The sequence below is a fragment of the Streptomyces sp. NPDC057438 genome (assembly GCF_042802995.1).
GTDB lineage: Bacteria > Actinomycetota > Actinomycetes > Streptomycetales > Streptomycetaceae > Streptomyces.
Window position 1 is genome coordinate 1 of the sequence record NZ_JBHVDD010000044.1, and the last position, 25,186, is coordinate 25,186.

22 protein-coding genes are annotated in these 25,186 nt (G+C 69.2%); 1 reads left to right on the forward strand and 21 read right to left on the reverse strand.

The annotated features are described in order from the left end of the window. Positions 1 to 337 precede the first annotated feature (337 nt). The 17 genes from ACFU5F_RS23385 to ACFU5F_RS23465 all read right to left on the reverse strand — a co-directional run bounded on the left by ACFU5F_RS23385 (position 338) and on the right by ACFU5F_RS23465 (position 18,354). Positions 338 to 1,684 carry a UDP-glucose dehydrogenase family protein gene (locus tag ACFU5F_RS23385; protein ID WP_383890464.1) on the reverse strand — a complete coding sequence of 449 codons (1,347 nt, stop codon included), beginning with the start codon at positions 1,682 to 1,684 and terminating at the stop codon, positions 338 to 340. Between the two features lie 58 nt (positions 1,685 to 1,742). Further along, positions 1,743 to 3,176, reverse strand: a complete 1,434-nt coding sequence (locus ACFU5F_RS23390) for a right-handed parallel beta-helix repeat-containing protein (RefSeq protein ID WP_383890466.1) — start codon at positions 3,174 to 3,176, stop codon at positions 1,743 to 1,745. 32 nt (positions 3,177 to 3,208) lie between these two features. After that, the gene (locus tag ACFU5F_RS23395) at positions 3,209 to 5,092 is read right to left on the reverse strand and encodes a right-handed parallel beta-helix repeat-containing protein (protein WP_383890468.1); all 1,884 of its coding nucleotides are present in this window, start codon (positions 5,090 to 5,092) and stop codon (positions 3,209 to 3,211) included. Between the two features lie 47 nt (positions 5,093 to 5,139). Further along, on the reverse strand, positions 5,140 to 6,393 hold the full coding sequence (locus ACFU5F_RS23400; protein WP_383890471.1) for a glycosyltransferase family 2 protein: 1,254 nt from the start codon (positions 6,391 to 6,393) through the stop codon (positions 5,140 to 5,142). Between the two features lie 1,102 nt (positions 6,394 to 7,495). Further along, the gene (locus tag ACFU5F_RS23405) at positions 7,496 to 8,173 is read right to left on the reverse strand and encodes a response regulator (RefSeq protein WP_383890474.1); all 678 of its coding nucleotides are present in this window, start codon (positions 8,171 to 8,173) and stop codon (positions 7,496 to 7,498) included. A gap of 70 nt (positions 8,174 to 8,243) precedes the next feature. After that, positions 8,244 to 9,581, reverse strand: coding sequence for a lasso peptide C-terminal Trp epimerase (mslH, locus tag ACFU5F_RS23410; protein WP_383890476.1), 1,338 nt, complete (start codon positions 9,579 to 9,581; stop codon positions 8,244 to 8,246). After that, entirely contained in the window at positions 9,578 to 10,300 is a 723-nt protein-coding gene (locus ACFU5F_RS23415) for a DsbA family protein (protein WP_383890479.1), read from the reverse strand. The genes mslH and ACFU5F_RS23415 overlap by 4 nt, the downstream gene beginning before the upstream one ends. 17 nt (positions 10,301 to 10,317) lie before the next feature. Then, positions 10,318 to 10,761, reverse strand: coding sequence for a MauE/DoxX family redox-associated membrane protein (locus tag ACFU5F_RS23420; RefSeq protein ID WP_383890481.1), 444 nt, complete (start codon positions 10,759 to 10,761; stop codon positions 10,318 to 10,320). 62 nt (positions 10,762 to 10,823) lie between these two features. After that, entirely contained in the window at positions 10,824 to 11,699 is an 876-nt protein-coding gene (locus tag ACFU5F_RS23425; RefSeq protein WP_383890483.1) for an ABC transporter permease, read from the reverse strand. Further along, positions 11,696 to 12,661: an ATP-binding cassette domain-containing protein gene (locus ACFU5F_RS23430; protein ID WP_383890485.1), complete on the reverse strand. Its 966-nt coding sequence runs from the start codon at positions 12,659 to 12,661 to the stop codon at positions 11,696 to 11,698. Before ACFU5F_RS23430 ends, ACFU5F_RS23425 begins: the two co-directional genes overlap by 4 nt. Then, the gene (locus tag ACFU5F_RS23435; RefSeq protein WP_383890487.1) at positions 12,658 to 13,089 is read right to left on the reverse strand and encodes a lasso peptide biosynthesis B2 protein; all 432 of its coding nucleotides are present in this window, start codon (positions 13,087 to 13,089) and stop codon (positions 12,658 to 12,660) included. Before ACFU5F_RS23435 ends, ACFU5F_RS23430 begins: the two co-directional genes overlap by 4 nt. Beyond that, entirely contained in the window at positions 13,086 to 13,349 is a 264-nt protein-coding gene (locus tag ACFU5F_RS23440; protein WP_383890490.1) for a lasso peptide biosynthesis PqqD family chaperone, read from the reverse strand. The genes ACFU5F_RS23435 and ACFU5F_RS23440 overlap by 4 nt, the downstream gene beginning before the upstream one ends. Next, the gene (locus ACFU5F_RS23445; protein ID WP_383890493.1) at positions 13,346 to 15,169 is read right to left on the reverse strand and encodes a lasso peptide isopeptide bond-forming cyclase; all 1,824 of its coding nucleotides are present in this window, start codon (positions 15,167 to 15,169) and stop codon (positions 13,346 to 13,348) included. The genes ACFU5F_RS23440 and ACFU5F_RS23445 overlap by 4 nt, the downstream gene beginning before the upstream one ends. A 56-nt stretch (positions 15,170 to 15,225) precedes the next feature. After that, positions 15,226 to 15,354 carry an aborycin family tricyclic lasso peptide gene (locus tag ACFU5F_RS23450; protein ID WP_272173227.1) on the reverse strand — a complete coding sequence of 43 codons (129 nt, stop codon included), beginning with the start codon at positions 15,352 to 15,354 and terminating at the stop codon, positions 15,226 to 15,228. Positions 15,355 to 15,471: 117 nt separating this feature from the next. Continuing rightward, positions 15,472 to 16,224: an ABC transporter permease gene (locus ACFU5F_RS23455; protein WP_383890496.1), complete on the reverse strand. Its 753-nt coding sequence runs from the start codon at positions 16,222 to 16,224 to the stop codon at positions 15,472 to 15,474. Continuing rightward, positions 16,217 to 17,119: an ABC transporter ATP-binding protein gene (locus ACFU5F_RS23460; protein ID WP_383890498.1), complete on the reverse strand. Its 903-nt coding sequence runs from the start codon at positions 17,117 to 17,119 to the stop codon at positions 16,217 to 16,219. The genes ACFU5F_RS23455 and ACFU5F_RS23460 overlap by 8 nt, the downstream gene beginning before the upstream one ends. 101 nt (positions 17,120 to 17,220) lie before the next feature. After that, the gene (locus ACFU5F_RS23465; RefSeq protein ID WP_383890501.1) at positions 17,221 to 18,354 is read right to left on the reverse strand and encodes a sensor histidine kinase; all 1,134 of its coding nucleotides are present in this window, start codon (positions 18,352 to 18,354) and stop codon (positions 17,221 to 17,223) included. Positions 18,355 to 18,810: 456 nt separating this feature from the next. Here ACFU5F_RS23465 and ACFU5F_RS23470 point away from each other — a divergent pair, with 456 nt between their 5' ends. Further along, a complete protein-coding gene (locus ACFU5F_RS23470; protein WP_383890504.1) occupies positions 18,811 to 19,503 on the forward strand; it encodes a LuxR C-terminal-related transcriptional regulator in 693 nt (230 codons plus the stop codon). A gap of 907 nt (positions 19,504 to 20,410) precedes the next feature. Here ACFU5F_RS23470 and ACFU5F_RS23475 read toward each other — a convergent pair. The 4 genes from ACFU5F_RS23475 to hppD all read right to left on the reverse strand — a co-directional run bounded on the left by ACFU5F_RS23475 (position 20,411) and on the right by hppD (position 25,182). Beyond that, positions 20,411 to 21,733 carry a transposase gene (locus ACFU5F_RS23475; protein WP_383890507.1) on the reverse strand — a complete coding sequence of 441 codons (1,323 nt, stop codon included), beginning with the start codon at positions 21,731 to 21,733 and terminating at the stop codon, positions 20,411 to 20,413. Positions 21,734 to 21,878: 145 nt separating this feature from the next. Continuing rightward, on the reverse strand, positions 21,879 to 23,129 hold the full coding sequence (locus ACFU5F_RS23480; protein ID WP_383890510.1) for an MFS transporter: 1,251 nt from the start codon (positions 23,127 to 23,129) through the stop codon (positions 21,879 to 21,881). After that, positions 23,126 to 24,145: a methyltransferase gene (locus tag ACFU5F_RS23485; RefSeq protein WP_383890513.1), complete on the reverse strand. Its 1,020-nt coding sequence runs from the start codon at positions 24,143 to 24,145 to the stop codon at positions 23,126 to 23,128. The genes ACFU5F_RS23480 and ACFU5F_RS23485 overlap by 4 nt, the downstream gene beginning before the upstream one ends. Next, positions 24,142 to 25,182 (reverse strand): 4-hydroxyphenylpyruvate dioxygenase, encoded by a 1,041-nt coding sequence (gene hppD / locus ACFU5F_RS23490; RefSeq protein ID WP_383890515.1) that lies wholly within the window; start codon positions 25,180 to 25,182, stop codon positions 24,142 to 24,144. Before hppD ends, ACFU5F_RS23485 begins: the two co-directional genes overlap by 4 nt. Positions 25,183 to 25,186 lie beyond the last annotated feature (4 nt).

Consider the following 25,186-nt stretch of genomic DNA (forward strand, 5'->3'; position numbering starts at 1 on the left):
GCGCGCGTCCCACGAAGCCCGCCCCGGGGCGCGCCCGACCAGGAAGCGCGCCCCCTCAGCACACCTCCGGACGACGCGCGCCGGCTTCAGCACAACTCCGCGCGACACGCGTCCCCTTGAGTACAACTCCTCGCGACAGCGCCGCCGGGATCGCGCGTCCCGGCAACGCATGTCCCGGATCGCACCACCTGGCGACAGGCGCCCCTTGAACGGACCCATCGCGACGCACGTCCCCGAAGCGCACCACGAGCGGCACGCGCGCCCGGATCGGAACCACCGCGACGCGCGTCCCCCATGCGCATCCCCCGCGGCCCGGCTCCGCTTCCGGACCCGACGGTCAGGGCCGGCCCAGCGCCCGGTAGTCCCATCCCGCGGCCCGCCACTGAGCCGGGTCGAGGGCGTGCCGTCCGTCGACGATCCGGCGCCGGGCCACGACCGCGCCCAGGGCGTCGGGGTCGATCTCCCGGAACTCGGCCCACTCCGTGAGCAGCACCACCACGTCGGCCCCGGTGGCCGCGGTGAGCACGTCCATGCCGTAGTGCAGGTCCGGGTAGGCGCGGCGGGCGTTCTCGACGGCCGCCGGGTCGACGACGGTGACCTGCGCGCCGGCCTGGTGCAGGGTCCTGGCCACGTCCAGGGCGGGCGCGTCACGGATGTCGTCGGAGTTGGGCTTGAACGCCGCCCCGAGCGCGGTCACCTTGGCTCCGGCCAGCTCGCCGCCGGCCAGCTCGCGGACCAGGTCCACCGTGCGGGCCCGGCGGCGCTGGTTGATGGCGTCGACCTCGCGCAGGAACGAGACGGCCTGACCGACTCCCAGCTCCTCGGCGCGGTGGCTGAAGGCCCGGATGTCCTTGGGCAGGCAGCCGCCGCCGAAGCCGAGGCCCGGCTTGAGGAACCGGCCGCCGATGCGGTCGTCGTAGGCCAGCGCCTCCGCGAGACCCGTCACATCGGCACCGGTGGCCTCGCAGACCTCCGCCATGGCGTTGATGTACGAGATCTTGGTGGCAAGGAAGGAGTTGGCGGCGACCTTGACCAGTTCGGCGGTGGGAAGGTCGGTGACGACCACCGGGGTGCCCTGGGCGATCACCGGGGCGAAGGCGGCACGCAGCTGCTCCTCGGCCCACGCCGACTCGGTGCCGAAGACCAGCCGGTCGGGCCGCATCGTGTCGTCGACGGCGTAACCCTCGCGCAGGAACTCGGGGTTCCAGGCGAGTTCGACGTCCGCGCCGGCCGGGGCCGTCCGCCGGACGATCTCCGTGAGCCGGGCGGCGGTGCCGACCGGGACCGTGGACTTGCCGACCACGAGCGTGCGCCGGCGCAGGTGCCGGGACAGTTCCTCGACCGCGCTGTCGACGTAGGTCAGGTCCGCCGCGTACGAGTCCCGCTGCTGGGGCGTGCCCACGCAGACGAAGTGGACGTCGCCGAACTCCCCGGCCTCCGCGAAGCTCGTGGTGAACCGCAGCCGGCCGCTGTCGAGGGCCTTGGCGAGCAGTTCGGGCAGGCCGGGCTCGAAGAACGGCACCTCGCCCGAGTTCAGCCGGTCGATCTTGACGGGGTCGACGTCCACACCGAGGACGTCGAAGCCCAGCACGGCCATGCAGATGGCGTGGGTGGCGCCGAGGTAGCCGGTGCCTATGACGGTGAGGCGGGGCACGGTTCTGTCGGTGTCGTCCGACCAGGTCATGGTGGTCTCCAGGGATGTTGCGGGACAGGTCGAAGCGAGAGGGCGGGGGCAGGGGCGGTCAGGAGGCGCAGTCGACGTTGGCGAGACCCTCGCCGGCGTCCTTCGCCTTGTTGTCGCAGGTGACTTTGTTGCCGTCGGACGTGAGGCGGAAGCCGAAGCCGGGCCCGTCCACGTTCGCGGTGTTGTCCTTGAAGATGTTGCCGGTGCCCCAGCCGTTGACGAGCTTGTGGGTCTGGAAACCGTCCTCCGGGGAGTTGCTCCCGGTGTTGCCCTGGAGCAGCCAGCCGTTGCCCTTCACGTCGACCCAGGAGTCGTTGTTGTGGGAGCCGCTCAGCTTCGATCCGTCGAACGTGTTGTCGATGACCTTGCCGTCGCTGGTGCCCTCCTTGATGTCGATGGACTCGGCGGTCGTGTCCCTGATGTCGTTGCCGAGCACCACGTTGCGGTCGCTGGCGTCCGTCTTGCAGTCGCTGACGGTGCACCAGTTGGACTTGGCCGTGCCGATGTAGACGCCCTCGCCGTACTTCTCGCGGCGCAGCCCGGTGTCGCGGATGGTGTTGTCCCGGACCATGTTGTCCGAGCTGAAGTTCCGCAGGTGGATGGCCTCGTCACCGATCTGTTCGACGGTGAGGCCCTGGATGACGGTGCCCACCGTGCCGTCCGCCATCACGCCCTTCTGGGCGTTGCGGACGGTGAAGCCCACCAGCCGCCAGTTGCTGACCCGGTCCAGGTGGAAGGCGTAGCCGTCGTCCGTGTCACCGCCGTCGACGACCGCTCCGGCACTGCCGCACAGGAAGATCGGCTTCTCGGCGGTGCCGGAGACCTCGGCGGTGAAGTTGCCCGCGTAGACGCCGTTGGCCAGGGCGATGCTGTCGCCCGGTCGCGCCTGGGCGAGGGCCTGTTCGAGCGTGGTGGCGTCGCTCACCTTGACGGAGGCGGCCGGGCAGGTCACCGCGGCCTCGGGCACCGAGCCGCTGGTGGCGTGCTCGGTCGGGGCCGGTTCGGGAGCGGCCGTGCGGGTCGGCAGGGTCGAGGGCTCCTCCGCGGTCGGTGACACCACGGACTCCCTGGGCCCGGCGGTGGTCGCCCCGGCCGTCACCTCGGGCTCCGTGCCGCCGCCGTCCCGCGTGACCGCCACGATGAGCGCCGCAAGGGCAAGCAGGAACGCACCTCCCGCCAGCCAGACGGCCGGCTGCCGGGCGGACCCGCGCTCGGGGGCGGGCGGTCCGCTCAGCCCGGCCGGCTGCGCGATCGGTCTGGTCGGCTCGCCCGACTGAGGCGGCACGCTCGGCCGGGGCGGTTCGCTCGGCAGAGGCGGTTCGCTCGGCCTGGCGGGCTCGCCCGGCCGGGGCGGCCCGTTCGGCTCGGACGGCTCGCTCGACGTGGGCGCCTCGCCCGACGTGAGTGGCGCGCTCGGCTCGGACGGCTCGCTCGACGTGGGCGGCTCGCTCGGCTCGGACGGTTCGTTCGGCGTGGGAGGTTCGGAAGGCATGAACGGCAACTCCGGTTGGCGGGAACGCGTCGTCAGCGGGGCGGACGGGCGGCTGGGACGGACTGGGGAGCCAGGACGCGCAGGGCGGCGGTCTCCTCGTCCTTGGAGAACCAGCTGCGCTCGGGCGTCTGCCGGAGCGGCACCTCGACGACGGAGGCGCTGTTGGTCACCGACTTCTTGTCCTCGTAGGGGTGTACGCCCAGGCGCCGTCCGCCGCGACGGTTCCCCTTGCGGCTCTGGCGGCGGCCCAGCACGGCCGAGAACAGGATGAGCAGCAGGATGAACGTCCAGAGCAGCGTCATCGGGCTCGCGTAGTGCCGGAACTTGACCCAGAACGAGCTGGTGTCGTGCCAGGCGAACGTCTGGTTCTGCCGGACGGCGATGTCCCCGTGGGCCCGGGTGGTGTCCACGGCGCTCGGGCCGACCCCGGAGATGACGTTGTACGTGATGACCGACTCCGAGACCCCGCCGACCATGGTGATCCCGTGGTTGGTGCCGTCCTGGATCGTGTTGCCGCGGATCTCGCCGACCGAGTCCCGGACGTAGATGCCGGTCTCGGTGCCTTCGACGATGTTGCCGGTGATCGTCGCGGCGGTGACTCCGTCGCGCACCGAGATGCCCTGCCGTGACTGGCCGGTCAGCCGGTTCCCGGTGATGGCCACCTTGGTGGCGTCCTTACGGGCCACGATGCCCATGTCGCCGCCCTCGACCCGGTTGTTCTGCACCCCGACGTCCTTGCCGCCGAAGATCTCGATGCCGTAGTGGCCGTTGTCGGTGGCGATGCTGTCGGACACGGAGTTGGAGCCGTAGCTGCTGATGGACTCGCCGGACGCGGAGGGGCCGCTGGCGAGCGGCCGACCGCTGAGCGTGAACCCGTTGCCGCCGTTGCTTTCGGCGGTGGAACCGCTGACCCGGACCTGCTCGGTGGCCCGGGCCAGCACGAACCCGTCGCCGCCGTTCTCCTTGGAGACGGTCCGCTCGACCACGGCGTTGGTGACGAACCGGTGCAGGACCACGCCGTGTTCGAGGCTCCGCCGGACCGTGCTGTCGCTGATGCTGACGCCGTTGGCGCCGGAGAGGAACAGCCCGAAGGCGTTGCCCGTGAGGGTGGAGTGGCCGATCTCCGCGGAGACGTAGGAGAGGCTCGGCACGGAGAACCGGGTGTCCGGCGTGGCCAGCGAGCCGGAGGGCTGCGCCACGACGCCGCCGCTGCCCGCCTTCGTCCCCGGCGACACCGTCGAGTCCTTGATGTTGCCGGTGTCGGGGCGGTCGGTGCCGGTGAGGCTCAGGCCGCCGGTGCGCCCGCTCCAGAAGCCGAGGTCGCCGACCTTGGCGTACTTCATGGAGAACTGGCCGCCGATGGCGCGGATGTAGGCCCGGCCGTCCCGTACGTCCTTGTCCGGCTTGTTCTTCTTGTCGTTCCAGCTGGTGATCCGCAGGGGCGCCTGCGGGGTGCCCTCCAGGGTGAGCCGGCCGCCGAAGGAGACGATGCTGACGAAGCCCTTGTTGCTGCTGGCCATCCGCAGCGTCAGTCCGCCCGGGTTGGACAGCTTCAGCTTGGCGCCCGCGTTGAGATAGATGTTCTCGGTCAGGAGGTAGGCGCCGTCGGGCTGGCGGACGAACGTCTGCGGAGCCAGTTCGAGCAGATCGGAGACGGTGTAGGCGTTGCTGCGCTCGGTGAGGACCAGGGTGTAGCCGTCGCCGGTGTCCAGCCGGTACGGCGCCTTCCACTCACCGCCCTTCAGGGGGGCGACGGCGGCCACCGCGCGGACCTGGTCGAGGCGGTGGTCCTCGGCGGCCACGAGCGCGGTCTCGTTCTCCGCGTCGGCGGCGTTGACCCGCGGTTTGTCGTTGCCGTCGGCGGCCGGGGAGGCGGCCGACGAAGCGAGTATCAGACCGGCGGCAAGGGGCAGCACGACAGCGCCCCTGAGTGTCCGCCGGACGGCGGAAAGCGGGTGACGCGTCATGACTGCTGAACCTCCGGCCACGTGGACGCGGTGACCCGCGTAGAGCTCCCCAGGGAGGCGGAGTCCTGTCCCTCTCCACCGATACGGTCGCTGGTACGGGTCAGCCAGCCCTGCTTGTTCATCGTGAGGAACGCGTACAGCTTGATCGGCAGCGAGATCATGATGACGACGAGGGCGAGCAGCGGCAGCAGCAGCAGCTCCTGCGGGTGCTTGCGCAGATGCGAGTAGCCGCGGATGCCACGCCCGACGAGCAGCCAGACCAGGACGAGGAACACGCCCCGGCCGGTCAGCTCCAGGCGGCTGAACAGCAGGTAGCCGAGCGCCATGCCCATGGTCACGGGTGTCAGCAGGATCTGCAGCACGGTGATCTTGGTGACCAGGGGGACCCGCCAGAGCCAGCCCTTGTAGAGGGCGGTCAGGTAGCAGCGGTAGGAGTTCCGGCTCCAGCGCACGCGCTGCTTGACGAAGGCGCGGAACGAGGAGGGGAACATCGATATCGCCCGCGCGGAGGACTGGTGCACGGTCTTGTAACCGGAGGCCAGCACCAGCCAGGTCAGCCGCCCGTCGTCACCGGCGACACAGCGCCGGCCGAGGAAGAACTCGTTCTCCAGGTTCTCCAGCACGGGCTCGATCGCGACCCGGCGGTAGGCCGCCGTACGGCCGGACAGGCAGGCCACGGCTCCGGCGCGGCCCATGGCCGGGACGTAGTCGTAGTAGCGGAGGTTGACCAGCCAGTCGGCGATACGCCGCCAGACGCTGGTCCTGCGCTGGTAGACGTTCTGCTGGGTGCCGACACCGCCGACCTCGGGGTCGACGAAGGGCATCTGAACGGCGGCCAGCAGCCCCGGCTCCCAACGGGTGTCCGAGTCCACGAGCACCACGAGCTCGCTCGTCGCGGCGCGGATCCCCACTCCCAGCGCCGACCGCTTGCCGCGGTGCTCGAACGCCAGCACCCGGACCCGCGGGTCCCGCACCTGCGACAGCCGGTGCAGGACCTCCGTGTCCTCCACGTCCGGGACGATGATGACCTCGGTGGGGTCCTGCTCCAGCCAGGTGTCGAGGCAGTCCAGCAGGATGCCGGCGTCCTCCCGGTAGGCGGGCACCACCACGGACACGGTGGTCCGGTAGTTGTTGACCACGGGCTTGGCGAACCGCGAGAGCACGGCCCGATAGAGCCACAGGCCCCAGACGAAGGCGCCGGCGATGCCCAGGGGCATCAACTCACGCCACGATGTCTCGGCGGTCGCCATGACTATCCATGACCAGACATCGTCGAAGAAATCCGACACGAACCCAGAACCCCCAGCCGGAGCCTTGTCCAAACGCGTGGACGAAATGTGCGACGTTCGCGGTCTACGCGGGGAAATCTAGGGCCGGATCGGCCCCTCTCGACACACGAGAAACACAGAGTTCACCTGCCGAAGTCACCAAAGCTCCACAGAGTGAATCTGCATCAGCGAACAGCACACGCCGCCCCGCCCCCGCATCCGGTCGGTCCGACCGTCCCCACGCATCGCCAAGTATCTTCATCAGCAAAGCACTTGAGGACATCCCCGAACAGGAACCGACCTTCCTAGGACACTTTGCCCCCTGCACCCCAAACTCTTCGCACTAACAAAGCGAATGTGACACACATCACCCGTATGATAATCGCTCAAGCGAACACACGCCACACCCACCTCACCAGACCGTCACCTGAGCCACCAACACCCCCTGCGCCACGGCGGCATCAACAACGGGGACGTGGACCAGACCCGCCGGACACGAACCCCCGCGATCCGACGGGCAGCCCGAAGGGCGAACCCCTGCCGTGAGTCCGCGGAGCAAATCCGGACCACGCCGAGCGCTGCCTGCGGTCAGCCCACGCGCGCCCATCACACGTCACCGCACCACGACCCTGGTCACCGCAGGAACACTCGCCCTCACCACGCCCACGGGTGCACAGGCCGGAGCGATCGGGCCAGTTCCCGTGATGCCGGTACCGACTGCGTCTTCGTCGGAGTGCTGAGCGGCGGCGGTCTCTGCAACTGGCGCATCGACTTCACGGACGCCGACAGCAACATCCGGCCCCTGTCGCACATCGCAGGGCACACAGGGCAAAGCACCACATGTCAAGGATCGACCCGATGCGAGACAACTCCCCCCGCAATCGGCTCTGTTACGGCAGGTCGGGCGCTCATCTCCCCATCAACGGCGTACGGCGCGCGAGTCAGCGTCACCACATCGCGAGACTTCGCGTTCTTCCTCTGCCTGCCTTACGTCATCGACTGGCAAGCCACCTGGTGAACGCGCGCTGATCCATGCCCTCCAGGTCGGGTCCGGCCCCGGCCAGCAGCCTTCTCCGCCCGACCCTCACGTCGGCATTCCCCGCTCCGCCAGCCCGCTCTCGTACGCGATGATGACCAGCTGAGCACGATCACGCGCATGCAGCTTCGCCAGAAGGCTGCTCACGTGGGTCTTCACCGTCGGCAGGCTGATCACCAGTTGCCCCGAGATCTCCGCGTTCGACAAGCCGTTCGCGATCAGCACGAGCACCTCCTGCTCCCGCTTGGTGAGGCCGACCAGCCGCGGGGCCGCCCGTGTCGTTTCGTCGGTCCGGGAGAAGTTCGCGATCAGGCGGCGGGTGACCGTGGGGGCCAGCACGCCCTCGCCCGTGGCGATGACCCGGATGCCGGCGATCAGGTCCGACGGTGAGACGTCCTTCAGCATGAAGCCGCTCGCGCCGGCCTGCAGAGCCGGGTAGACGTACTCGTCCATGTCGAACATCGTCAGGGCCAGGACACGCACACCCGTCAGCGTCTGGTCGGAGCAGATCTCCCGGGTGGCCGCGATACCGTCCATGACCGGCATGCGGAGGTCCATCAGGACGACGTCCGGTTTGAGTGCGCGGGCGAGTTCCACCGCTCTGGCGCCGTCTTCCGCCTCGGCTATCGCCTTCATTCCGGGGGTCGAGTCGATGAGGAGGCGGAAGCTGCCGCGCAGCAGGGCCTGGTCGTCAGCGATCAGGACCCGGACCGCCGCCTCCGCCATTCCGTTTTCCTCGTCCCCTGCATACTGTCCATCGGCTGTCGAGCTGTGCGATGTTAACAGTTCTGGCCGCTCAACTGCCGTTCTCCTGCTGCTCTTTGACCACCAGCTCCCCCGTCCCCGTGTCCCCGACGGCGACCGTCGCTCCGTAGAGCTCCGCCAGTCCGGCGAAGTCCGTCAGGATCTCCTTCGCTACGGCCGGAGCCGCCATGCGCGGGCGGCCCCTGCGGTGGACCGGGTGGCCGAAGCCGAGTTCTATCGGGTGGAGACGGGCCTCGATCAGCTTGCCGTCGTCGAAGGTGAGCACCGGTACCAGCGACTCCCAGTACTGACGGTGCGGGCCGAAGAGGCGGCGGCCGTGGGCGCTCAGTTCGGCGAAGTAGCGGCCCGGGGTGGGATGTTCGGCCGTGGTGACCTTCGCGTAGTCCTCCGCGGGAATCCGGTCCGCGAGGTCGATCTGGCTGACGATGTTGCCCAGGCTGTAGAAGATCGGTTTGTTGCGGTAGAGCTCGACGCCCCGGAGGAGGTGCGGGCCGTGTCCGACCACCATGTCGGCTCCCTCGTCGATCACCCGGTGGGCGAATTCGCGCAGGAACTCGCCCGGCGTTCGCGGGGTCGGGCCCGGCTCGTGGGAGTGCACGCTGACCATGACCAGGTCCGCTCGGCGTCGGGCCTCGGTCACCCACCGGGAGATCTCGTCCAGGTCCTTCGGATCGCATGTGGTGGTGAAGCCCGGGGCGTCCGCGGCCTGGAAACGGGTGCCGAACAGGGTGAGCCGGTCGGGTGAGGGCATCGCGGGGTCGAAGCCGAGCAGCGTGCGAGCCTCGGCCCGGCGGGCCCTCAGCCCTGTCTCGCCGTCGATCTCCCTGAGCAGGTCCAGTTGAGCGGGTGTCACCTTCAGCGTCGCTCGGTGCCGCAAGGGGTTCAGGCCCGGACGGCCCGGCAGGTCCGGTGAGGGGGGTGCCGCCTCGTGCCCGGGAAGGAACGTCGTACTGCACGAGATCAGGGCCAGGCTGCCGCCGGGACGGTCGACGTAGACCGGTCGCCGTGCGGCGGTGAGGTCGGCGCCGATCCCCGCGAAGGGGATTCTCTTCGCGTTCAGGAGGTCCGTGGTGCCGAGTACGCCGTTCACGCCCAGGTCCAGCGCATGGTTGTTCGCGCAGCCGAGCACCGTGAAGCCCATCGCCCCGATCTCGTCGATCACCGCGGGGTCCGCGATCAGGCAGCCGCCGCTCGCCGCGTTGTGTACGGGGTGCCCGTGTCCGGTCGCGGGGACGACCTCCAGGTTGGTGAAGGCGAAGTCCGCCGCCCGCAGCACCTCCCGGAGTTCCTCTGCCGCGGGGTCGGACGTGATCAGCGCTCCCCTGGTCGCCATGCAGTCGCCGGAAAGCGCCACCGTCAGCCGTGTCATCCCCTGGCCTCCCGCACCGCGCGGGTCAGCGAGGCCGCCGCGTCCGGTCCGGTGACCTCGATGCGGTCGCCGTCGACCATGACCGTCGGGGTCAGCGCGACCTTCCGGGACGCGGCGGCATCGGAGACGTACGTCACCCAGGGGGTGTACCGGGCCTCCTGGACGCACTTCGCGAAGCCCTCGTCGGTGATGCCGGCTTCCTCTCCGGCAGCAATCAGCTGGGCCTCGCTGAGCCCCGGCCCGCCCTCCGGGGGCTGCTGGTCGAACAGCACCGCGGAGTACTCCTCGAATCTGCCCTGGTCCGCCGCGCAGGCCGCCGCCGACGCCGCCCGGGTCGAGTAACCCTCGGGGCTGCTGCGGCCGTCGAGGAAGGTGACCGGGTGGTAGACGACGCTGACGTCTCCGGCCGCCTTCAGGGTCTCCAGTTCGGCGGCCAGGGCCTTCTCCGTGTTGCGGCATTCGGGGCAGAGGTAGTCGAGGTAGAGGTCGATCCGTATCGCGCCCGTCGAGGCGGCCAGCCCCGCCTTGTCGTCGGTCGCCTCGGCGGGGACCCGGGCCGGTGCCTCGCCGGGCTCGGTGTTGTTCGCCCGGACGAGACCGGCGCCGACGAGCGCGGCGGCGACCACCACGACGGCGGCCACGAGCGACACCAGCAGGGTGCGTCGCCGGCGGTGCCGCTTCCGCACCATCTCCCGAACCATGGCGTCGGTCGGCTGCATGTCCGTCACTCCTTGACTCACTCCTTCATGTCCAGGACCCAGCGGTCCAGCGCGTACCGGGTTCGTGGATTCCGGACCAGGAAGGCTGCCGCGCCGAGGAAGACCAGGTCGCGTGCGATGTCGATGACGTAGCCGCGTTCGGCACCGCTCGTCAGCGTGCCCCCACTGCTGAAGCAGCCGCAGTCGATGGACAGCCCCCTTGCCCATACCGAGGTGATGGCGGCTATGTACATGGCCATCAGGGCCGCGGTGGCGACCGCCACCGCCCTGGTCGCCAGCCCGACGATCAGGAGCAGGGCGAGCGCCAGCTCGATGAACGGCAGGACGCCACCGACGAGTTGGGCGGAGTCGTCGGGGACGATCCGGTAGAGGGCGACCGTGCGGCCGGACTCCGTGAGATCCCGTATCTTCACCAGGCCCGCGTAGCCCAGGACCGCCGCCAGGAGGAGCCGTGCGGCCATGCCCACCCAAGACCTGCGCACCCCTGCCTTCATGGCATGCACCGCGTGAACTCCCCTCCCCCTCACGGCGTACGGGAGAACCGGTAGGTGGCCAGGCTCAGCGCCACGGCCGTGATGGCGGCCAGCAGGCCCAGCTCCGCGAGCACCGGCGGGTTCCAGTCGCCGAGCAGCAGACGGGTCTGTTCCGAGGTAAGGCTGTCGGGGCCCGGCAGGGTGCGGCGGACCGCGTCGACGCCGTACGTGAGCGGGTTCAGCTTGACCACGGCGTCGAGCCAGCCCGGCAGACCGTTCGGCGGGAACATCGCGCCGGAGAAGAACATCAGCGGCATCATGCTGAGGTTCACCACGATCTGGAAGGTGTCGACCTGCTTGATCGTGACCGCCGCGAGCAGCCCGAACGCCGTGAACATCAGCGAGACGAGCAGCATCTCCAGGAGCACCAGCAGGAGCATCGGGGTGTAGCTGATGCTCGCGATGCCCCCGACCGACAGGACCATGAGGCCGTAGATCCCGCCCGTGGTGGCCCCGCCGAGCGCGAGACCGAGCACGATGCTGGAGCGTGGGAACGGCGAGACGAGCATCTGGCGGAGCACGCCGAGCCTGCGGTCCCACACGAGGGAGATGCCCACCGCGATCGCCGGGGCCTGTACGGACATGACCAGCACGCCGGGGAACAGATAGGCCCGGTAGTCGTTCAGCTGGGCCTTGCCGAGGGTGGAGGACGCGGCGTCGAGGCCGGTGCCCAGGACCACGAGAAACAGCAACGGCGTCACCAGGCCCATCGCGAGGCGTACCGGGTTGTGCCGCAGCCGTGTCATCTCGCGGCGCCAGAGCAGCGCGTACGGCCTGAATGCGTTGCTCCGCCGGTCGGCGGGCGGGCTGTCGGGGGTGGTGGTCCTGTCCGTGGGTGCGAGCGGCGCCGTGTCGGTCCGGCTCATCGTCGTCCCTCCCCGATGTTGCTGAGTGTGCGCGCGTTCGGCGCGTTCTCCCTGATGGCGGACCCGGTGTGGTGCAGGAAGACGTCGTCGAGCGTCGGTGAGGTGACGGTCACCGAGCGGACGCTCGGCCCCAGTTCGGTGCAGAGGCGCGGAACGAGGGTGGCACCGTTCGACACCCTCAGGCGCAGTCCGTCCGGTCCGGGTTCCGCCGTCAGGCCGAAGCGGTCGGACAGCGCTTGCACGGCGCTGGAGTCGTCCTCCGTGCGCAGGACGACGAGGTCGGCGCCGATGATGGACTTCAGCTCCGCAGGCGTGCCCTCGGTGATCACCTTGCCCCGGTCGATGATCGCGATCCGGTCGCAGTGCTCGGCCTCCTCCAGCTGGTGCGTGGTGAAGAAGACCGTGATCCCCTGCTCCCGCCGCAGTCTGTCCAGGTGCTCCCAGACGGCCGCGCGGGTCTGCGAATCGAGGCCGGTGGTCGGTTCGTCGAGGAAGAGGACGCGGGGCGAGCCGAGCAGACCGCGGGCGATCTCCAGACGGCGCCGAAGGCCGGTGGAGAACCGCTGTACGGGGATGTCGCCGCGCTCGGACAGTTCCATCATGTCGAGCATCGCGGCGATCGCGGTCCGTGCCTCGCGCCGGCCGAGCCCGCACAGGTCGGCCTGGAAACGGAGGTTCTCGGCCGCGGTGAGGTCCATGTCGAGCGTCGACTCCTGAAAGACGATGCCGATCCGGCGGCGGACCTCGGCGGGCCGGGTCGCCACGTCGAAGCCCGCCACTTCCGCCCGGCCCGCCGTGGGTTTGAGCAGCGTGGTCAGCATGCTGATCGTGGTCGTCTTGCCGGCGCCGTTCGGGCCCAGGAAGCCGAACGTGACGCCTTCGGGCACCTCCAGGTTCAGGCCGTTGACCGCCGGCGAGGTGCCGTAGTACGCGTAGAGGCCCTCGGCTCGGATCGCCGTCATGAGCGGCTCCTCCGGTCGGGGCACCGCACCGCCAGGACGGTCCGGAACACGCTCAACTCGCCCGGCTCGTCCACGGGCCGTCCGTCGACCTCGACCCAGGCATGCGCGCCGAAGGGCTGGATGCGGAACCCGGTGCACCAGTCGGTCCACCTGCCCCGGGCCCGGACGAGCAGGAGGGTGGCCACGGAGCGCTGGAGGCAACCGAGGCCCGCGCAGCGGGTGCTGACGGAGACGACCGAACGCCGGGCGCGCGCCACCTCGCCGTACGCGGCGGGCCGGGTGCCCTTGCTGATCACGCGCAGCACCCGTTGCAGCCGGGCCGGAGACAGCCTGACCAGCAGACGGGCCGCGCCGGCCGCGCATCTGGGCGCGAGCTGCCGGTGCAGCGGGAGCCGCGGGGCCTGTTCCGCGACGGCGGGGGTGGTCACCGCGCCACCTCCAGGAGGTTGGCCGCGCTCAGCGACTCGATGAGGGCCATCACGTCCTTGTGCGCCTGCTCCTCGCTGACCGGGGCGACCTCGGACAGGCTCGCGGCGGTGGCGTCGGGGGTCGCTCCTTCGAGGAGTCTGCGCAGGATGGCGGAGCCGGACTGGTTCAACTGCCAGTAGCGGCCCCGGCGCCCGTCGAGCAGGACTGCGCCGGTCTCCACGGAGGTGAGGGTGACGTCGCGGGCAAGGCTCAGCTTCACGTGCGTTCTCCCGTGTCGTGGGGGTGTGGCTGGGAGTGCGTCCGGAGCCAGCTCTCGCACGCCACGGTGGTCTCGATCGGGTGGAGGTGATGGGACATCGGCCCGGGGTTGAGCACAGCGGACCGGAACGCCGCCGGGTCGATGAGCCCGAGCCGGGCGAGTTGCGAATCCTCGCAGAGCTCCAGGAGCCGGGCCCGGTTGCGTTCGAGGCCCCGGAACGCCTCGGCGCTGAACTCGCCCTTGTCACGGCGGTCGAGGATGTCGGCGGGCACGATGCCCCGTACGGCGGAGGTCAGCAGGGGCTTGAACCGTCCGGCCGCCAGGCGCTGGTCGATCCGGGTGGACAGCGCTGCCTCCAGTACGCGGTCGTCGAGGAAGGGCGCGTCCCAGACAGTGCCCGTGTCGGCGACGACCGTGTTGACCTGCCGGACCGTCTTCCCCTCGAAGACGATCGAAGCCAGCGCCTGGTGGTGGGCCCGGTCGGCGTCCAGCGGTTCCGGTGTCTCGGTGGCGGCCGTGGTGAACAGCTCCCGTACGGCGGCCGTGGCGTCCGGTGTCGCCCAGGCGGGCATGCGGGGCGCGAACACCCAGCCGAAGTCGGGTTCGTCGAGCCGTGCGGGCGGAGTGCTGATCCGGGCGGCGACCGCGGTGAGGTTCTGCGCGAACGTCGACCGGTCCGCGAGGGCCCGTACGGTCGCGCCCAGTGACCAGCGGTTGGCGAGCCGGTAGCGGTTCACCAGCTTCAGCCCGCTGCCCGGGTTCGCGCGGGCGAGGGACCAGGCGCAGGCAGGCATCCGGCCGAACAGCTCGTCCCCGCCGAAGCCGGTCAGGTGCAGGGACGAGCCCTGCGACGTGGCCCGTTTCGCCAGGTCCCGGACGTGCGCGAGCCCGGAGGCCCAGGTCGAGGGACCTTCCGGGGCCAGGTGCGTGTGGTCGGCGGTGTATCCGACGTCGAACAGATTCTCGGCACGGTCCGCGGACAGCATGTGGTGCCGGGCCTGCGGGAGCATTGCGGCTGCCTTGCGGGCCCAGGCGGTGTCCTCGTTGGCGTGGTCGAGCGGCATGACGTGATAGGTGACCAGGTCGGCGCCCGCCTCGTCGGCGAGGAAGCACAGCGAGGTCGAGTCCAGGCCGCCGGACAGGTCGGCGCTGATCGTCCGGTCCGGGCGTACCCGGGTGGCGATCGCCTCGGACAGCGCCGAGCGGACGGCTTCCGCGCCCTGCGCGAGCGACAGGGACGCCTCCGGCAGCCGCCACCAGCGTCTCTGCCGTGACCGGCCGTCGGTGTCCAGTTCTAGCCAGTGCCCGGTGGCGAGCGTGTCGATGCCCCGACGGACGGTACGCAGGGAGAGCGGCCAGGGTGCTCCGCCGGGCGCCAGCAGCCGGGCGGCCAGCACCGTCTCGTCGAGGCCCGCACCGGTGAGGCGCAGCAGCGGTTCCATGCCGCTCGCCGCGACCGTCACCCTGTGGACCTCGGTGGTGAAGATCTGTCGTACGCCGGCCACGGACCCCTGGACGCGGGTCCTGCCGTCCATCGAGACCGCCAGATGGAAGAGTCCCGGCAGCCGGGACGCGAGCGTGTCCACGTCGTGCAGGGAGCGCATCCGGCCGAGTGCGGCCGTCGTTGCCGCCCGGTCCAGCCGGGTGCGGCCGAGGAGCACCATCCGGCGCATGCCCGCTTCGACCAGAGTGACCTCGTCCTCGGGCCAGGTGCCGACGATCCAGGGCCGTCCCGACGCGTGGTCGATCCGCTGTGTCGCCCTCAGCTCCGCGGCCGACCGGTCAGCGGCGGGGCAGTCCGGAAGAACTGTGAATTCCATGTCGCCTCGTTCCCCGGGCGGTGCCGGTGCGCCGAAGCGCACCGGCACCGGTGTGATCACCAGAAGCAGACGATGGCGTAACCACAGCCGGCGAAGTCGTCACAGCTACCGACGCCGAGGCACTTGGTGAGCTCGTCGAAGTCGCCGATCTCCTGGAGGGCGGGGGGCTCGTAGATCGCGGACATGGTTTCCTCCCAGATGGTCGGGTCGCTCGGGCCGACCAGTTCGGCCCGTGACCTGTCTGGGAACCTATGAGGCGGCATGTCCCACAGGCATGGGACAGATGCCTCATGCGCGTCCCGTCACGCGTCCCATCGCCGGTGCCGGAGATAGCCGGCGGCCAGCGCCGCCGCCGTCCACACGAGCAGCACCGCGAACCCGGTGTACGCGTCGTGCGAGTGGACGGTGAGCATCCGCATGCCCGCCTGGTCGGGGAAGTACCGGGCCACCTCCTTCGTCGCTCCGATGACGGAGAGGATCTGGGTTCCGGCGAGCACCATCGGGAGCAGTACGGCCAGGGGCAGGACGGCGCTGCGGGCCGTCGCGGCCACACCTGCCGCGAACAGGCTCATCAGCATCAGGTAGACCACCGCGCCGGCCAGGGCGCGCGGGACGCCGTTCGCGTCGATCGAGGAGCCGTGGGAGCCGAGGGCGACCTGTGTGACCAGGTAACTGACGACGATGACGGGGGCCGCTACAGCCGCGGCGGCGAGGGCGGTGACGGTCATCTTCGCCGCGTAGAGCCGGCCTCGCCGGGGCACGGCGAGCAGCGAGACGCGCATCATGCCCGAGGCGTACTCGCTGGAGACGATGAGGACGCCGAACACGAGCAGGGCGAGCTGGCCGTAGAGGATGCCGTCCAGGCCGGCCTGCTCGGGGGTGAAGTCGGAACGGAGCCCGGGGCTGTCGGACTCGATCGCGCCCTTCGCGGACCAGCCGCCGAGGGCGGCGATGAAGACGCTGACGGGGACGAACAGGAGCAGTGCGACAAACGTGCCGCGGATTCCGCGCACCTTGGTGAACTCGGCCCGGATGGCCGCGGCCGTCTCAGACATGGGTGTTGCTTCCTTCGCTGTCGGTGAGCTTGAGGAAGGTGTCCTCAAGGGATGCCGTGTGGGTGCTCAGCTCTTCGAGCGGGAGCCCGCTCGCCGCGGCCAGCCGGCTGATCTCGGCCGCCGGCATGCCGTCGACCTCCAGGCTGCCGTCCGGTGCGAGCCTCAACGCGGCTCCCTTCTTCTCCAGCTCACTGTTGAGCCGTAGGGGCTCCGGGGTCCGCACCCGTACGTAGGTCCGGCCGTGGCGCTGGATGAACTCCGACATACCGGTCTCCGCGAGGAGTTGCCCGCGGTTGATGACGACCAGTCGGTCCGCGACCATGGACATCTCGGTCATCAGATGGCTGGAGACGAGCACGGTCCGGCCCTCAGCGGCCATGGAGCGCAGCAGTTCGCGCAGCCACCGGATGCCCTCCGCGTCGAGGCCGTTGACCGGCTCGTCGAGCACCAGGACCGGCGGATCGCCCAGCAGGGCCGCGGCCAGGCCGAGCCGTTGGCCCATACCGAGGGAGAACGTGCCGATCCGCCGCCGCGCCGCCGCCGTGAGGCCGACCGTCTCCAGGACCTCGCCGACTCGTTTCCGGGCGATCCGGTTGCTCTGCGCGAGCCACAGCAGATGGCTGGCGGCGGTCATGCCGCGGTGCGGGGCCGACGTCTCCAGCAGGGCACCGACATGCCGGGCGGGGTACGTCAGTTCGTGATAGGCGCGGCCTTCCACCGTCGCGGATCCGGTGTCGGGGCGGGTGAGGCCGAGCACCATCCGCAGCGTCGTGGACTTCCCGGCTCCGTTGGGGCCCAGGAAGCCGGTGACGGTTCCCGGCCGCACCATGAAGGTGAGACCGTCGACGACGGTGTGCTGCCCGTACCGCTTGGTCAGGTTCTGGACGTCAATCACACGGTGAGTCTCGTCGGGCGTCCCGCCGACCGCATCGGTCCCGGGGCTGGACTGCCGGACGGCCTTCGCGCGCCGAACCCATACCTGCGGATGAGTCCGGGTCAGTACGGCAGCGTGGCCAGGACCCGGAAACCTCTGCCCGGGGCGGGCCCAGCGCTGAGCGTGCCCCCGTGCGCGGCGGTCCGTTCCTTCATCCCGACGAGGCCCATTCCGCCGCCGGGCACGGGCGGCCGGTGTCCCGCCCCCGGACCGTCGTCCGTGACATCTATCGTCAACGTGCCCTGCTCTGCCGTGAGATGGACCCGGCAACCGGTCGGCGCGGCATGCTTGACGACGTTGGTCAGCGCCTCCTGCACGATCCGGAACGCGGACAGCGCGACCCCGTCCGGGGGTTCCTCCGGACACATGGACCGCAGGTCGACACGTACGCCGGCCGCCTCGGCCGTGCGGACCAGGGTGGGCAGGTCCGACAGCCCGAGCGCCGGCCGGAGGTCCTGGGCGCCGCCGTCCGGCTCCCGGCGCAGCACTCTGATGGTGGCCCGCATGTCGCTCAACGCTCTGCGGCTGACGTCCTCGATCACCTTGAGGGCCTCTTGTGCTTCCTCCGGGTGGGTGACGACAACGTGGTTGGCGACTCCTGCCTTGATCGCGATCAGGCCCACGCTGTGGGTGACGACGTCGTGGATGTCGCGGGCGATACGGAGGCGCTCCTCGACCTTCGCCTGCTCGGCAGCGTGCTCGATAGCGCGCCTCGTGCTCTCCCGCCGTTCCCTGACGGCCGATCCCGCCGCCCAGGTGGCGCCGAGGACGAGCAGCCCGAACAGGACCTGCACGACCCTGGTCCCGCCCTGGTAGCTCTGTCCTCCCGTCGCCGTGAGCAGAACGGCGCCCACCGCGCAAAGGCCGGTGATGAAGGCCGCGGACAGCCCCGGCCGTTGTCGCCTCGTCGTGGCCACCACGTACAAGGCGTACGCGGTGGCGAGAAACGGGATCGGTCCGACGCCGACGGCCAGCGCCACGCAGGTGGCGGCCAGGACGAACCCGAAGACCGGCACGGGCCAGAGCCGTCGGACGACCAGCGGAAGCGCGGTGCTCAGAGAGAGCAGCCACACGGTGCTGCCGCTCACCCCGTCGGCGAGGTCCGGCCGCAGCACGGTCACCTGCGGGAGCAGTGCGAACCCGAGTGCGGCCGACACGTCGAGCATGATCAAGCGCCGTCGTGGGAGATCACCCATGCCGTTGAACGTATTCGGTCGGTTCACGGTGTGTCCAACGCAATGGCGTGATTACCGCTCTACGGCGAGACGGATTCACCCTTGCTGAGAGTTCGCTGTGACTTTGAATCGCCACGTCACCCTTATCCGGCGGGCGCCCGAACACCGTGAACTGAACCGGCCACAGCCCTTCCCGGCACGTCGGCCGACGCTCCCGCGCGCGGGCCACCGGCCACATGGTGCCTCTGGGCCGACAATCGCCCCTTAAGCGGAACCGCATCCTTCCATTTAAGAGGCGCCCTTGCATCCCCGTCGATCATCTACGCATACTCGGCACCAGGAGTATGCAATAGCACCCTTGATTTCATGTGACCACGAATGATGGCACCGCCTCCCATTCATTGCAGTCGCCAAAGGCATGCTGCTCCTGCGCTCTTTGTTCGACATGGAAACCAGACACGGGGGTCGCGTTTATCCATGAAAACTAACCTGTTCGTCATCAGCGAAAGTCCGATTACCTTTGCGGGACTGGAAGCCATCATCGAGCAGGACGAGAGATTCGTCCTCACGGGACGGGCCGTAGGAAGCTCCGACGTCATACGCTGCCTCGAAGACACCGAGTTACAGCCGGACGTCGTCATACTCGGCGAGCCGTCCTCGAAAAGGACCATCTGCGAGACCGTACAGCAGATCGTCTCGCACTATCACCGCAAGAAGTCGCGATCCAAGATAATCGTGGTGTCACAGCAGGATGAAGACGACGTCATCGTCGCCGCTCTACGGGTCGGCGTCAATGGATACCTCACGCGAATCAGGTCGTCCGAGGAACTGCTCCATGCCATTAGAATAGTCGCCGAGGGTGGCGCCACATTCAGTCCGACCATCGCTTCCCGACTCAGCCGGTACTTCTCCAAGATGCAGAGCGGACCGGACCTGACGGAATTTTCCGATCTGACCAGCCGGGAACTGGAGATATTGGAATTACTCGCGCGCGGACTGGGCAACCAGCAGATCGCCCGGCGACTTTTCCTGGCCGAAAAGACAGTACGCAACTACGTCTCGCGGATTTTCACCAAACTGGAGGTGCACGACCGGGCCACGGCGGTGGTGGTGGCACGCGACGCCGGCCTCGGCGAGCACAAGGGAGTGCCGGCTCCGCAGGGCATCTGACCCCATGGCTCCACACCCGCACACGGGGCGACGGCGATGTCGCAGCGACCTGTGTGCGGCACGGGAGCGTGACAAGGCTGGATGAAGGAGCGACCACACGCAACGAAGCTCCGTTGCGTGTGGCGCCCTTTCCAAGTCGCCTTCACGCCAAAGAGCTTCGGTGTGCCGTCGGTCTGCCACCGCCTATCTGGTCAAGTCGCCCACTCGTCAGCAGCGTTCCACGGGGCCGTCGGCCGAGCGGGCGGGAGCGGAAGCGTTCGTCATCGGCCACCGAGAGCACGACGAGCGGTTCACCGTCGAGCACCAGCCAACCCGGCAGGCGCTGCACCGTCACCGCGTCCGCCACCAACGCAGTCACCCGCGCCACACTCCGGCCCACCTACCGAATCCAAGACGCCCGCAACCCCTCTCCTCCCCGAGGAGCGGCGAGGCGGCTCTGACGAGCCGTCACGCCGGAGAGCGAACCCATGACCGGCACATTGGCGACACACAGGCCGAAAGTGCCTGATTTGCCCGAATCTCAAGTCAACGGAAACAAGAAACCCCAGGTCAAAGGATTGACCTGGGGTTCACCACAGAGCCGCCTTCGGGATTCGAACCCGAGACCTACGCATTACGAGGGCTCGCGGGGTCGTGGCGGCTGGTGCCGCGCCATCACGTTGGATCCTGTTTCCCCTGATCAGCGACTTGCGGGCTCGTCGGTGCCTGCCGCTGAATCCACCTTGTGCCGCACCGTCCGCTCACGCATCGCTCACGCATCGCCCGTTGGATGACCAGCAGTTTCCCCAAGGGCCTCGGCAGGCCCCTCTACGTCGTCGAGCCGACCCTCTCGCTCGCGCACCACTTCAAACGCCTGGCTAAAAAGGCCCTCCCATGACCGCTCGAATTTCGTCGTTCTGACCAACCGTCATGCCAAGTCTGCGCTGGCTGTGGCCCATGCTTCCTGGACGGTGCGGATTTCGGTATCCGTGGGCTGACCGGCGTCGATGGGCATAAATCGGGCCGCGATGATCGTCCGGCGGAGCTTGGCGACCATGTCGGAGAACGCCGGGTGCGCCTTGGTGGTGTACCACGGGGCCCGCGCCCGGTGCTCGGCCGCGTCCTGGGGGTGGTGGCCGTGCAGCGTGTACCAGATGACGGTGAGGGTGTAGCAGTACAGGCCGAACGGCACGGTGCGCTCGACCACCGTCCGGGTGCGGCTGCGTGCCTGACCGACGCCGAGCATCTCGCGTGCCTCGGCGAAGGTCACCTCGATCGACCACCGCGCGGCATAACGGGTCACCAGGTCGGTGCCCTTGGCGGTCAGGTCGGTGGTGACCAGGGCCAGGTCGTAGCCGGTGTCGGTGTCGTCGTCCCGTAGCAGGACGACACGGACAGTGCGGGTGTACAACGAGCCGTACCACAGGCATACGGTCTCGGCCAGGTACACCTGCTCGGTGCGGCCGTAGCGGGTGACGGCCTGCGGGGTGAACGCCGCCGTGGCGGCCAGCTCGGCGGGGGTGCCCAGGCGTTCGCCCTTCAGGCGGGGCCGTCCGCGGCGGCCGGTGGGCGGCGGGGCGAGGTTGTAGAGGACGGCGGAGGCCGGCAGCCGGGTGGTGAGCGTGACGTGGCCGGGCAGGTCACGCAGTGCACGTCCGTGGTAGGCGGCATCGGCGACGACGTCGATGTGTCGGGCGTAGTGGCAGGCGGCCAGGAAGCGGATCATGGAGGCGGCCAGCTCGACCTTGGTCGGTCCCTGCTTCGGGCGGTGCAGCCGGGCGGCGATGGGCAGGCACACAGGCCGGGTGAGGAACGGCAGATCCACGATGAGGCCGAGGACGACGAAGCAGGTGCCGTGGCCGATGCCGTCGCGGCCGGTGGCGGAGCCGTCGTGCTGCCAGCACGCGCCGAAGACCTTCTTCCCCCGGCGCTTGAACAGCGTGTCGTCCACCGCGACCGTCAGCGGGGCACCGTCCGGGACCAGGTGGCGCACCACCAGGTGGGACAGCGCCGCACCGAGCGTCTGTGCATCCCAGCTCGCGCGGGTGAAGAAGGAGTGCGCACGGTCGTGGGACCAGTGCCGGGTCAAGTTCGCGCCCAGCAGCATCCCGGTGACGGTGCCCCGGCCGGTGTTCGCGATCAAGCCGGTGACCAGCGCGGCGAAGTTGGAGAAGCCGGGATATGTGAAACAGCCGCGCAAAGAACCCAGCACGGCGAGCAGGGACGCGGGTACGGTCGCATCCGGAAGCATCGGCGGACCCCTTCTTCGGGAGGCGGTGTAAGCACCGCCGATGCTTCTCTGCTGCCTGCCTCCCGGTCGGGTCGACGGCCACACATCACCCGCGCGAGCGACCTGCCTGACGGCTAGTCAGAACGGCGAAAGTCGAGTGACCGTGTTACGAAGTCTGAACGCCAAGCTCACTCGATTGCCCCTTGGACGAGGGTTGGTCGGCCAGTCGTGGCACTCCGGGGACCGCGAGCGGGATCAATGTGGTGAGGACTCCGAACAGGCCGGCGCCCACCAGGACGGGTTTCGCGCCGACCATGTTCGCCAGTGCTCCGGACACGGCGTAGCCGACCGGCTGGAGCCCGAAGCTGCCTACCTGGTCGATACTGAATACCACTCCGAGACGGTCCGGGGGGATGTCGCGCTGCAGCGCCGTGTACCAGTACACGCCGAAGAGCATGAAGCCGATGCCGATCAAGACGTATCCGGTGAAGATGATTCCGACGGGCGCCGTGGCGGCAAGGGCCAGCAGCACGAGCGGATAGGGCATCACGCCGACCAGGGATACCAGACCTGGCCTGCGGGGCGTCCACTTGGTCGCCAGCAGGCCGCCGACGACCTCTCCGACCGCCATGCATGACATGGCCAGGCCGTAGGTGGAAGGGCTGTAGTCGGCGGCGGCGACGATCGGCAGCAGGGTGAAGCCCGGCGCGATGGTCAGGGGAGCCTGCACCGTGGCGATGGCGATGATCGCGACCACCCAAGGGCGTCGGCGTACCTCCGCCAGCCCTTCCTTCAGATCGGCCAGGAAGTGACGGGGGCCCGTCTCGTCCCGGGGCAGTCGCTTCTCCCTGATCACTGCCAGCGCCGCGATGACCATCAGGAAGGTCATCGCGTCTATGACGAAGACGACCGACGCGCTCGTCAGGGTGAGAAGGAGACCCGCCACAGCGGGTCCGGCGATGCCGGCACCGCGATTGGCTATGCCTTTGAGTGCGTTGGCCTGCTGGAGGTGCTCGGCCGGCAACAGCAGTGGCAGCAACGAACCCGCCGCGGGTCTAACCGCCGAGGAGAACACCCCGCTCAGTGTCGCCAGGACGAGGAGAGTGCTCACCGAGTGCGGGTTCGTGGCATAGCCGAGCACCACCAACAGCTCGCCCGTATGGGCCACGATCAGAACATGTTTCTTCTTGTATCTGTTGATCAGTGCGCCGGCCGGCAGCCCGAGAAGTGAGACCACGATCCCCTGCACTCCCAGCAACAGGCCGAGGATGGCGGGTCCGTGCGGCTCAGCCACCAGGCCGACGAGCGCGATGGGGAACATCGCGCTGCCGAACTGGCTGACGGCGTCCCCGGCCAGCAGCAGCCGGAAATCGCGGTGCTTCAGGGCGCCCGCTCCGTTGTATTTCAACAGGCTCATTCCGCTCTCGTGCAATCCATCAAGGCTCCTCGTGTGACCGGGTCCTCGCGCGTGACGACGAGTTTCCAGCCGGCCTCGGAGAGCAGGTTCTCGAATTCGGACCGGCGGCGCTCACGGCCTCCGACCAGGACAAGCATCCACACATCGGCGAAGAGTCCCGGGTGCGGTTCGTCGGCGGACTCGGGTAGTACGTATTCACCGATGACCAGCCGGTCGCATGCGGAGCGTTGCCGCAGCCCGGCCAGCAGTTCACGTACCTGATGGTCGGGAAGGTTGTGCAGGACATTGACCAGCAGAGCGGAGTCGGCGGACGGCATGGGATCCGCCATGTAGTCGAGGGCGGCGAACTCGACCCGGTCGCGTACGCCGGGCTGCCACTCGCGCTCACGGGCCAGGGCGATCCCGGCCGCACGGTCTATCAGTGTGCCCGTCTTGCCGGGGTGGCCGACTAGAACCGTCTCCAGGTGATGACCGACGCCACCGCCGATGTCCAGGATCCGACGGCTGCGCCCCCAGTCATGGGAACGCAGCACGGCGCTGAACGTGCGCCCCGAACGGCTCTGGCAGGCGCGTCGGAAGGTGTTCGCCCAGTCCTCGTTGCGGTCCAGTGTCTGGTAGAAGCCGCCCTGTTCCGCCATGGCTGGCCGCCCCGTGCGTACCACGTCCTCGATGTCGCCGAACGCCAGGTACTCGGCCTGGAGCTGGACCTCGTCGGCCAGTTGGCCGCCGTTGGTACACAGCAACAGGCTGGTGGGCGTGTTGCGATACCGGGTCCCGGCCGTGCGCTCGAGGATTCCCGCTGCCGCCAGTGCCCGCAGAATCCGGTTCAGGGAGTCGGCGTCGACCCCAAGCCGGTCGGCAAGTTCCGCTGCCTCGTGGTCCTCACCGCGGCCCAGGAGGTCGGGCACCCCCAGCCGGGTGACGGCATAGAGCATTCGGGAGAGCGAGACATCGTGCAGCTGGGTCAGCCAGAGGACGTCCGCCTGGGAGGCGGCCCTCTCGGTGGACGCCGTCACTGGTTCCGCCTCTGCTGTTCGTCCTCGACCGCCTGGAAGAGGGCTTTGATATTGCCCGCCCCGAATCCGGAGCTCTGCCTCCTCCGCTCGATCAGCTCGAAGAATAGCGTGGGGCGTTCGAAGACCGGTGCAGTGAAGATCTGCAGCAGTTCCCCCTTCTCGTCCTTGTCGGCGAGGATCGAGCGGCTCCGCAGACGGTCGACCTCGGCCCGCAGGGCGGGAACTCGTCTCGACAAGGTGTCGTAATAGCGGCCCGGAACGGCGAGGAACCGCGCTCCCCTGCCGGTCCAGTCGTCCACACTGGCGACTATGTCCCTGGTCCCGAAAGCGATGTGCTGTATGCCGGGCCCTGCGTTGCGGCGGAGGAATTCGCTGATCTGATCGTCTCCCTCGGCTGCTCCTGGCTCGACCAGAGTGAAGGTCACGCCGGAACCCGGCTCACGGACGACCGTGCTGCGCATACTGGACCGCCCCGTGTCGGTCGTCTCCTTCATGAGGACTTCGAACGACAGCACCTCGACGTAGAAGTCGGTCCATTCGTCGAGCTTCCCGTACGGCACGGCGAGCGCCAGGTGGTCCACATGCCCGCGGCGCTCTTTCGTGGCGCCCGGCGGCGTCTCCTCGAACAGCGGGCTCTCGACGAAAGTGTGCTCGTACGCCCCGAAGACGCTGATGGAATGACGGAACTTGCCGTCGCTGCCCGGCACGGCGCCATGGGCGAGCGCCTTCTTCCAGGCACGGTCGGCGTCGTGGACGAGGAACGCTATGTCGCGCACGCCGGATCCATGCTCCGCCACGAACGTGTCCGCGTGGGCGCCGGGTTCTTGGGCGCTGCTGACCAGGAGCACTGCCTTGCCTCGGCGGAGGACGTGGGTCACCTCACCTCGGCGGGCGCTGTCGCTCTCGCCTGCGGGAGTGAAGCCGTAGCGTTGGGTGAGGGTGGCCACGGCCTGAGCGGCATCCGCGGCCACGAGGTCGAGGTAGCCCAGTCGCCGGATCGAGTCGTGGCCTGTCGTGGCGCTTGTCTGCACCGTCACGTTG

Coding starts and splice junctions, on each gene's coding strand:
- ACFU5F_RS23425 (WP_383890483.1), bottom strand. CDS start 11,699: ATGAGCCGGACCGACACGGCGCCGCTCGCACCCACGGACAGGACCACC.
- mslH (WP_383890476.1), bottom strand. CDS start 9,581: ATGACACGGCTGACGGTGGCGCTTTCCGGCGACTGCATGGCGACCAGG.
- ACFU5F_RS23455 (WP_383890496.1), bottom strand. CDS start 16,224: ATGTCTGAGACGGCCGCGGCCATCCGGGCCGAGTTCACCAAGGTGCGC.
- ACFU5F_RS23415 (WP_383890479.1), bottom strand. CDS start 10,300: ATGCAGCCGACCGACGCCATGGTTCGGGAGATGGTGCGGAAGCGGCAC.
- ACFU5F_RS23400 (WP_383890471.1), bottom strand. CDS start 6,393: ATGGCGACCGCCGAGACATCGTGGCGTGAGTTGATGCCCCTGGGCATC.
- ACFU5F_RS23475 (WP_383890507.1), bottom strand. CDS start 21,733: ATGCTTCCGGATGCGACCGTACCCGCGTCCCTGCTCGCCGTGCTGGGT.
- ACFU5F_RS23450 (WP_272173227.1), bottom strand. CDS start 15,354: ATGTCCGCGATCTACGAGCCCCCCGCCCTCCAGGAGATCGGCGACTTC.
- ACFU5F_RS23385 (WP_383890464.1), bottom strand. CDS start 1,684: ATGACCTGGTCGGACGACACCGACAGAACCGTGCCCCGCCTCACCGTC.
- ACFU5F_RS23420 (WP_383890481.1), bottom strand. CDS start 10,761: ATGGCCGCACGGCTCCTCCTGGCGGCGGTCCTGGGCTACGCGGGCCTG.
- ACFU5F_RS23480 (WP_383890510.1), bottom strand. CDS start 23,129: ATGAGCCTGTTGAAATACAACGGAGCGGGCGCCCTGAAGCACCGCGAT.
- ACFU5F_RS23405 (WP_383890474.1), bottom strand. CDS start 8,173: ATGGCGGAGGCGGCGGTCCGGGTCCTGATCGCTGACGACCAGGCCCTG.
- ACFU5F_RS23430 (WP_383890485.1), bottom strand. CDS start 12,661: ATGACGGCGATCCGAGCCGAGGGCCTCTACGCGTACTACGGCACCTCG.
- ACFU5F_RS23470 (WP_383890504.1), top strand. CDS start 18,811: ATGAAAACTAACCTGTTCGTCATCAGCGAAAGTCCGATTACCTTTGCG.
- ACFU5F_RS23465 (WP_383890501.1), bottom strand. CDS start 18,354: ATGGGTGATCTCCCACGACGGCGCTTGATCATGCTCGACGTGTCGGCC.
- ACFU5F_RS23390 (WP_383890466.1), bottom strand. CDS start 3,176: ATGCCTTCCGAACCTCCCACGCCGAACGAACCGTCCGAGCCGAGCGAG.
- ACFU5F_RS23445 (WP_383890493.1), bottom strand. CDS start 15,169: ATGGAATTCACAGTTCTTCCGGACTGCCCCGCCGCTGACCGGTCGGCC.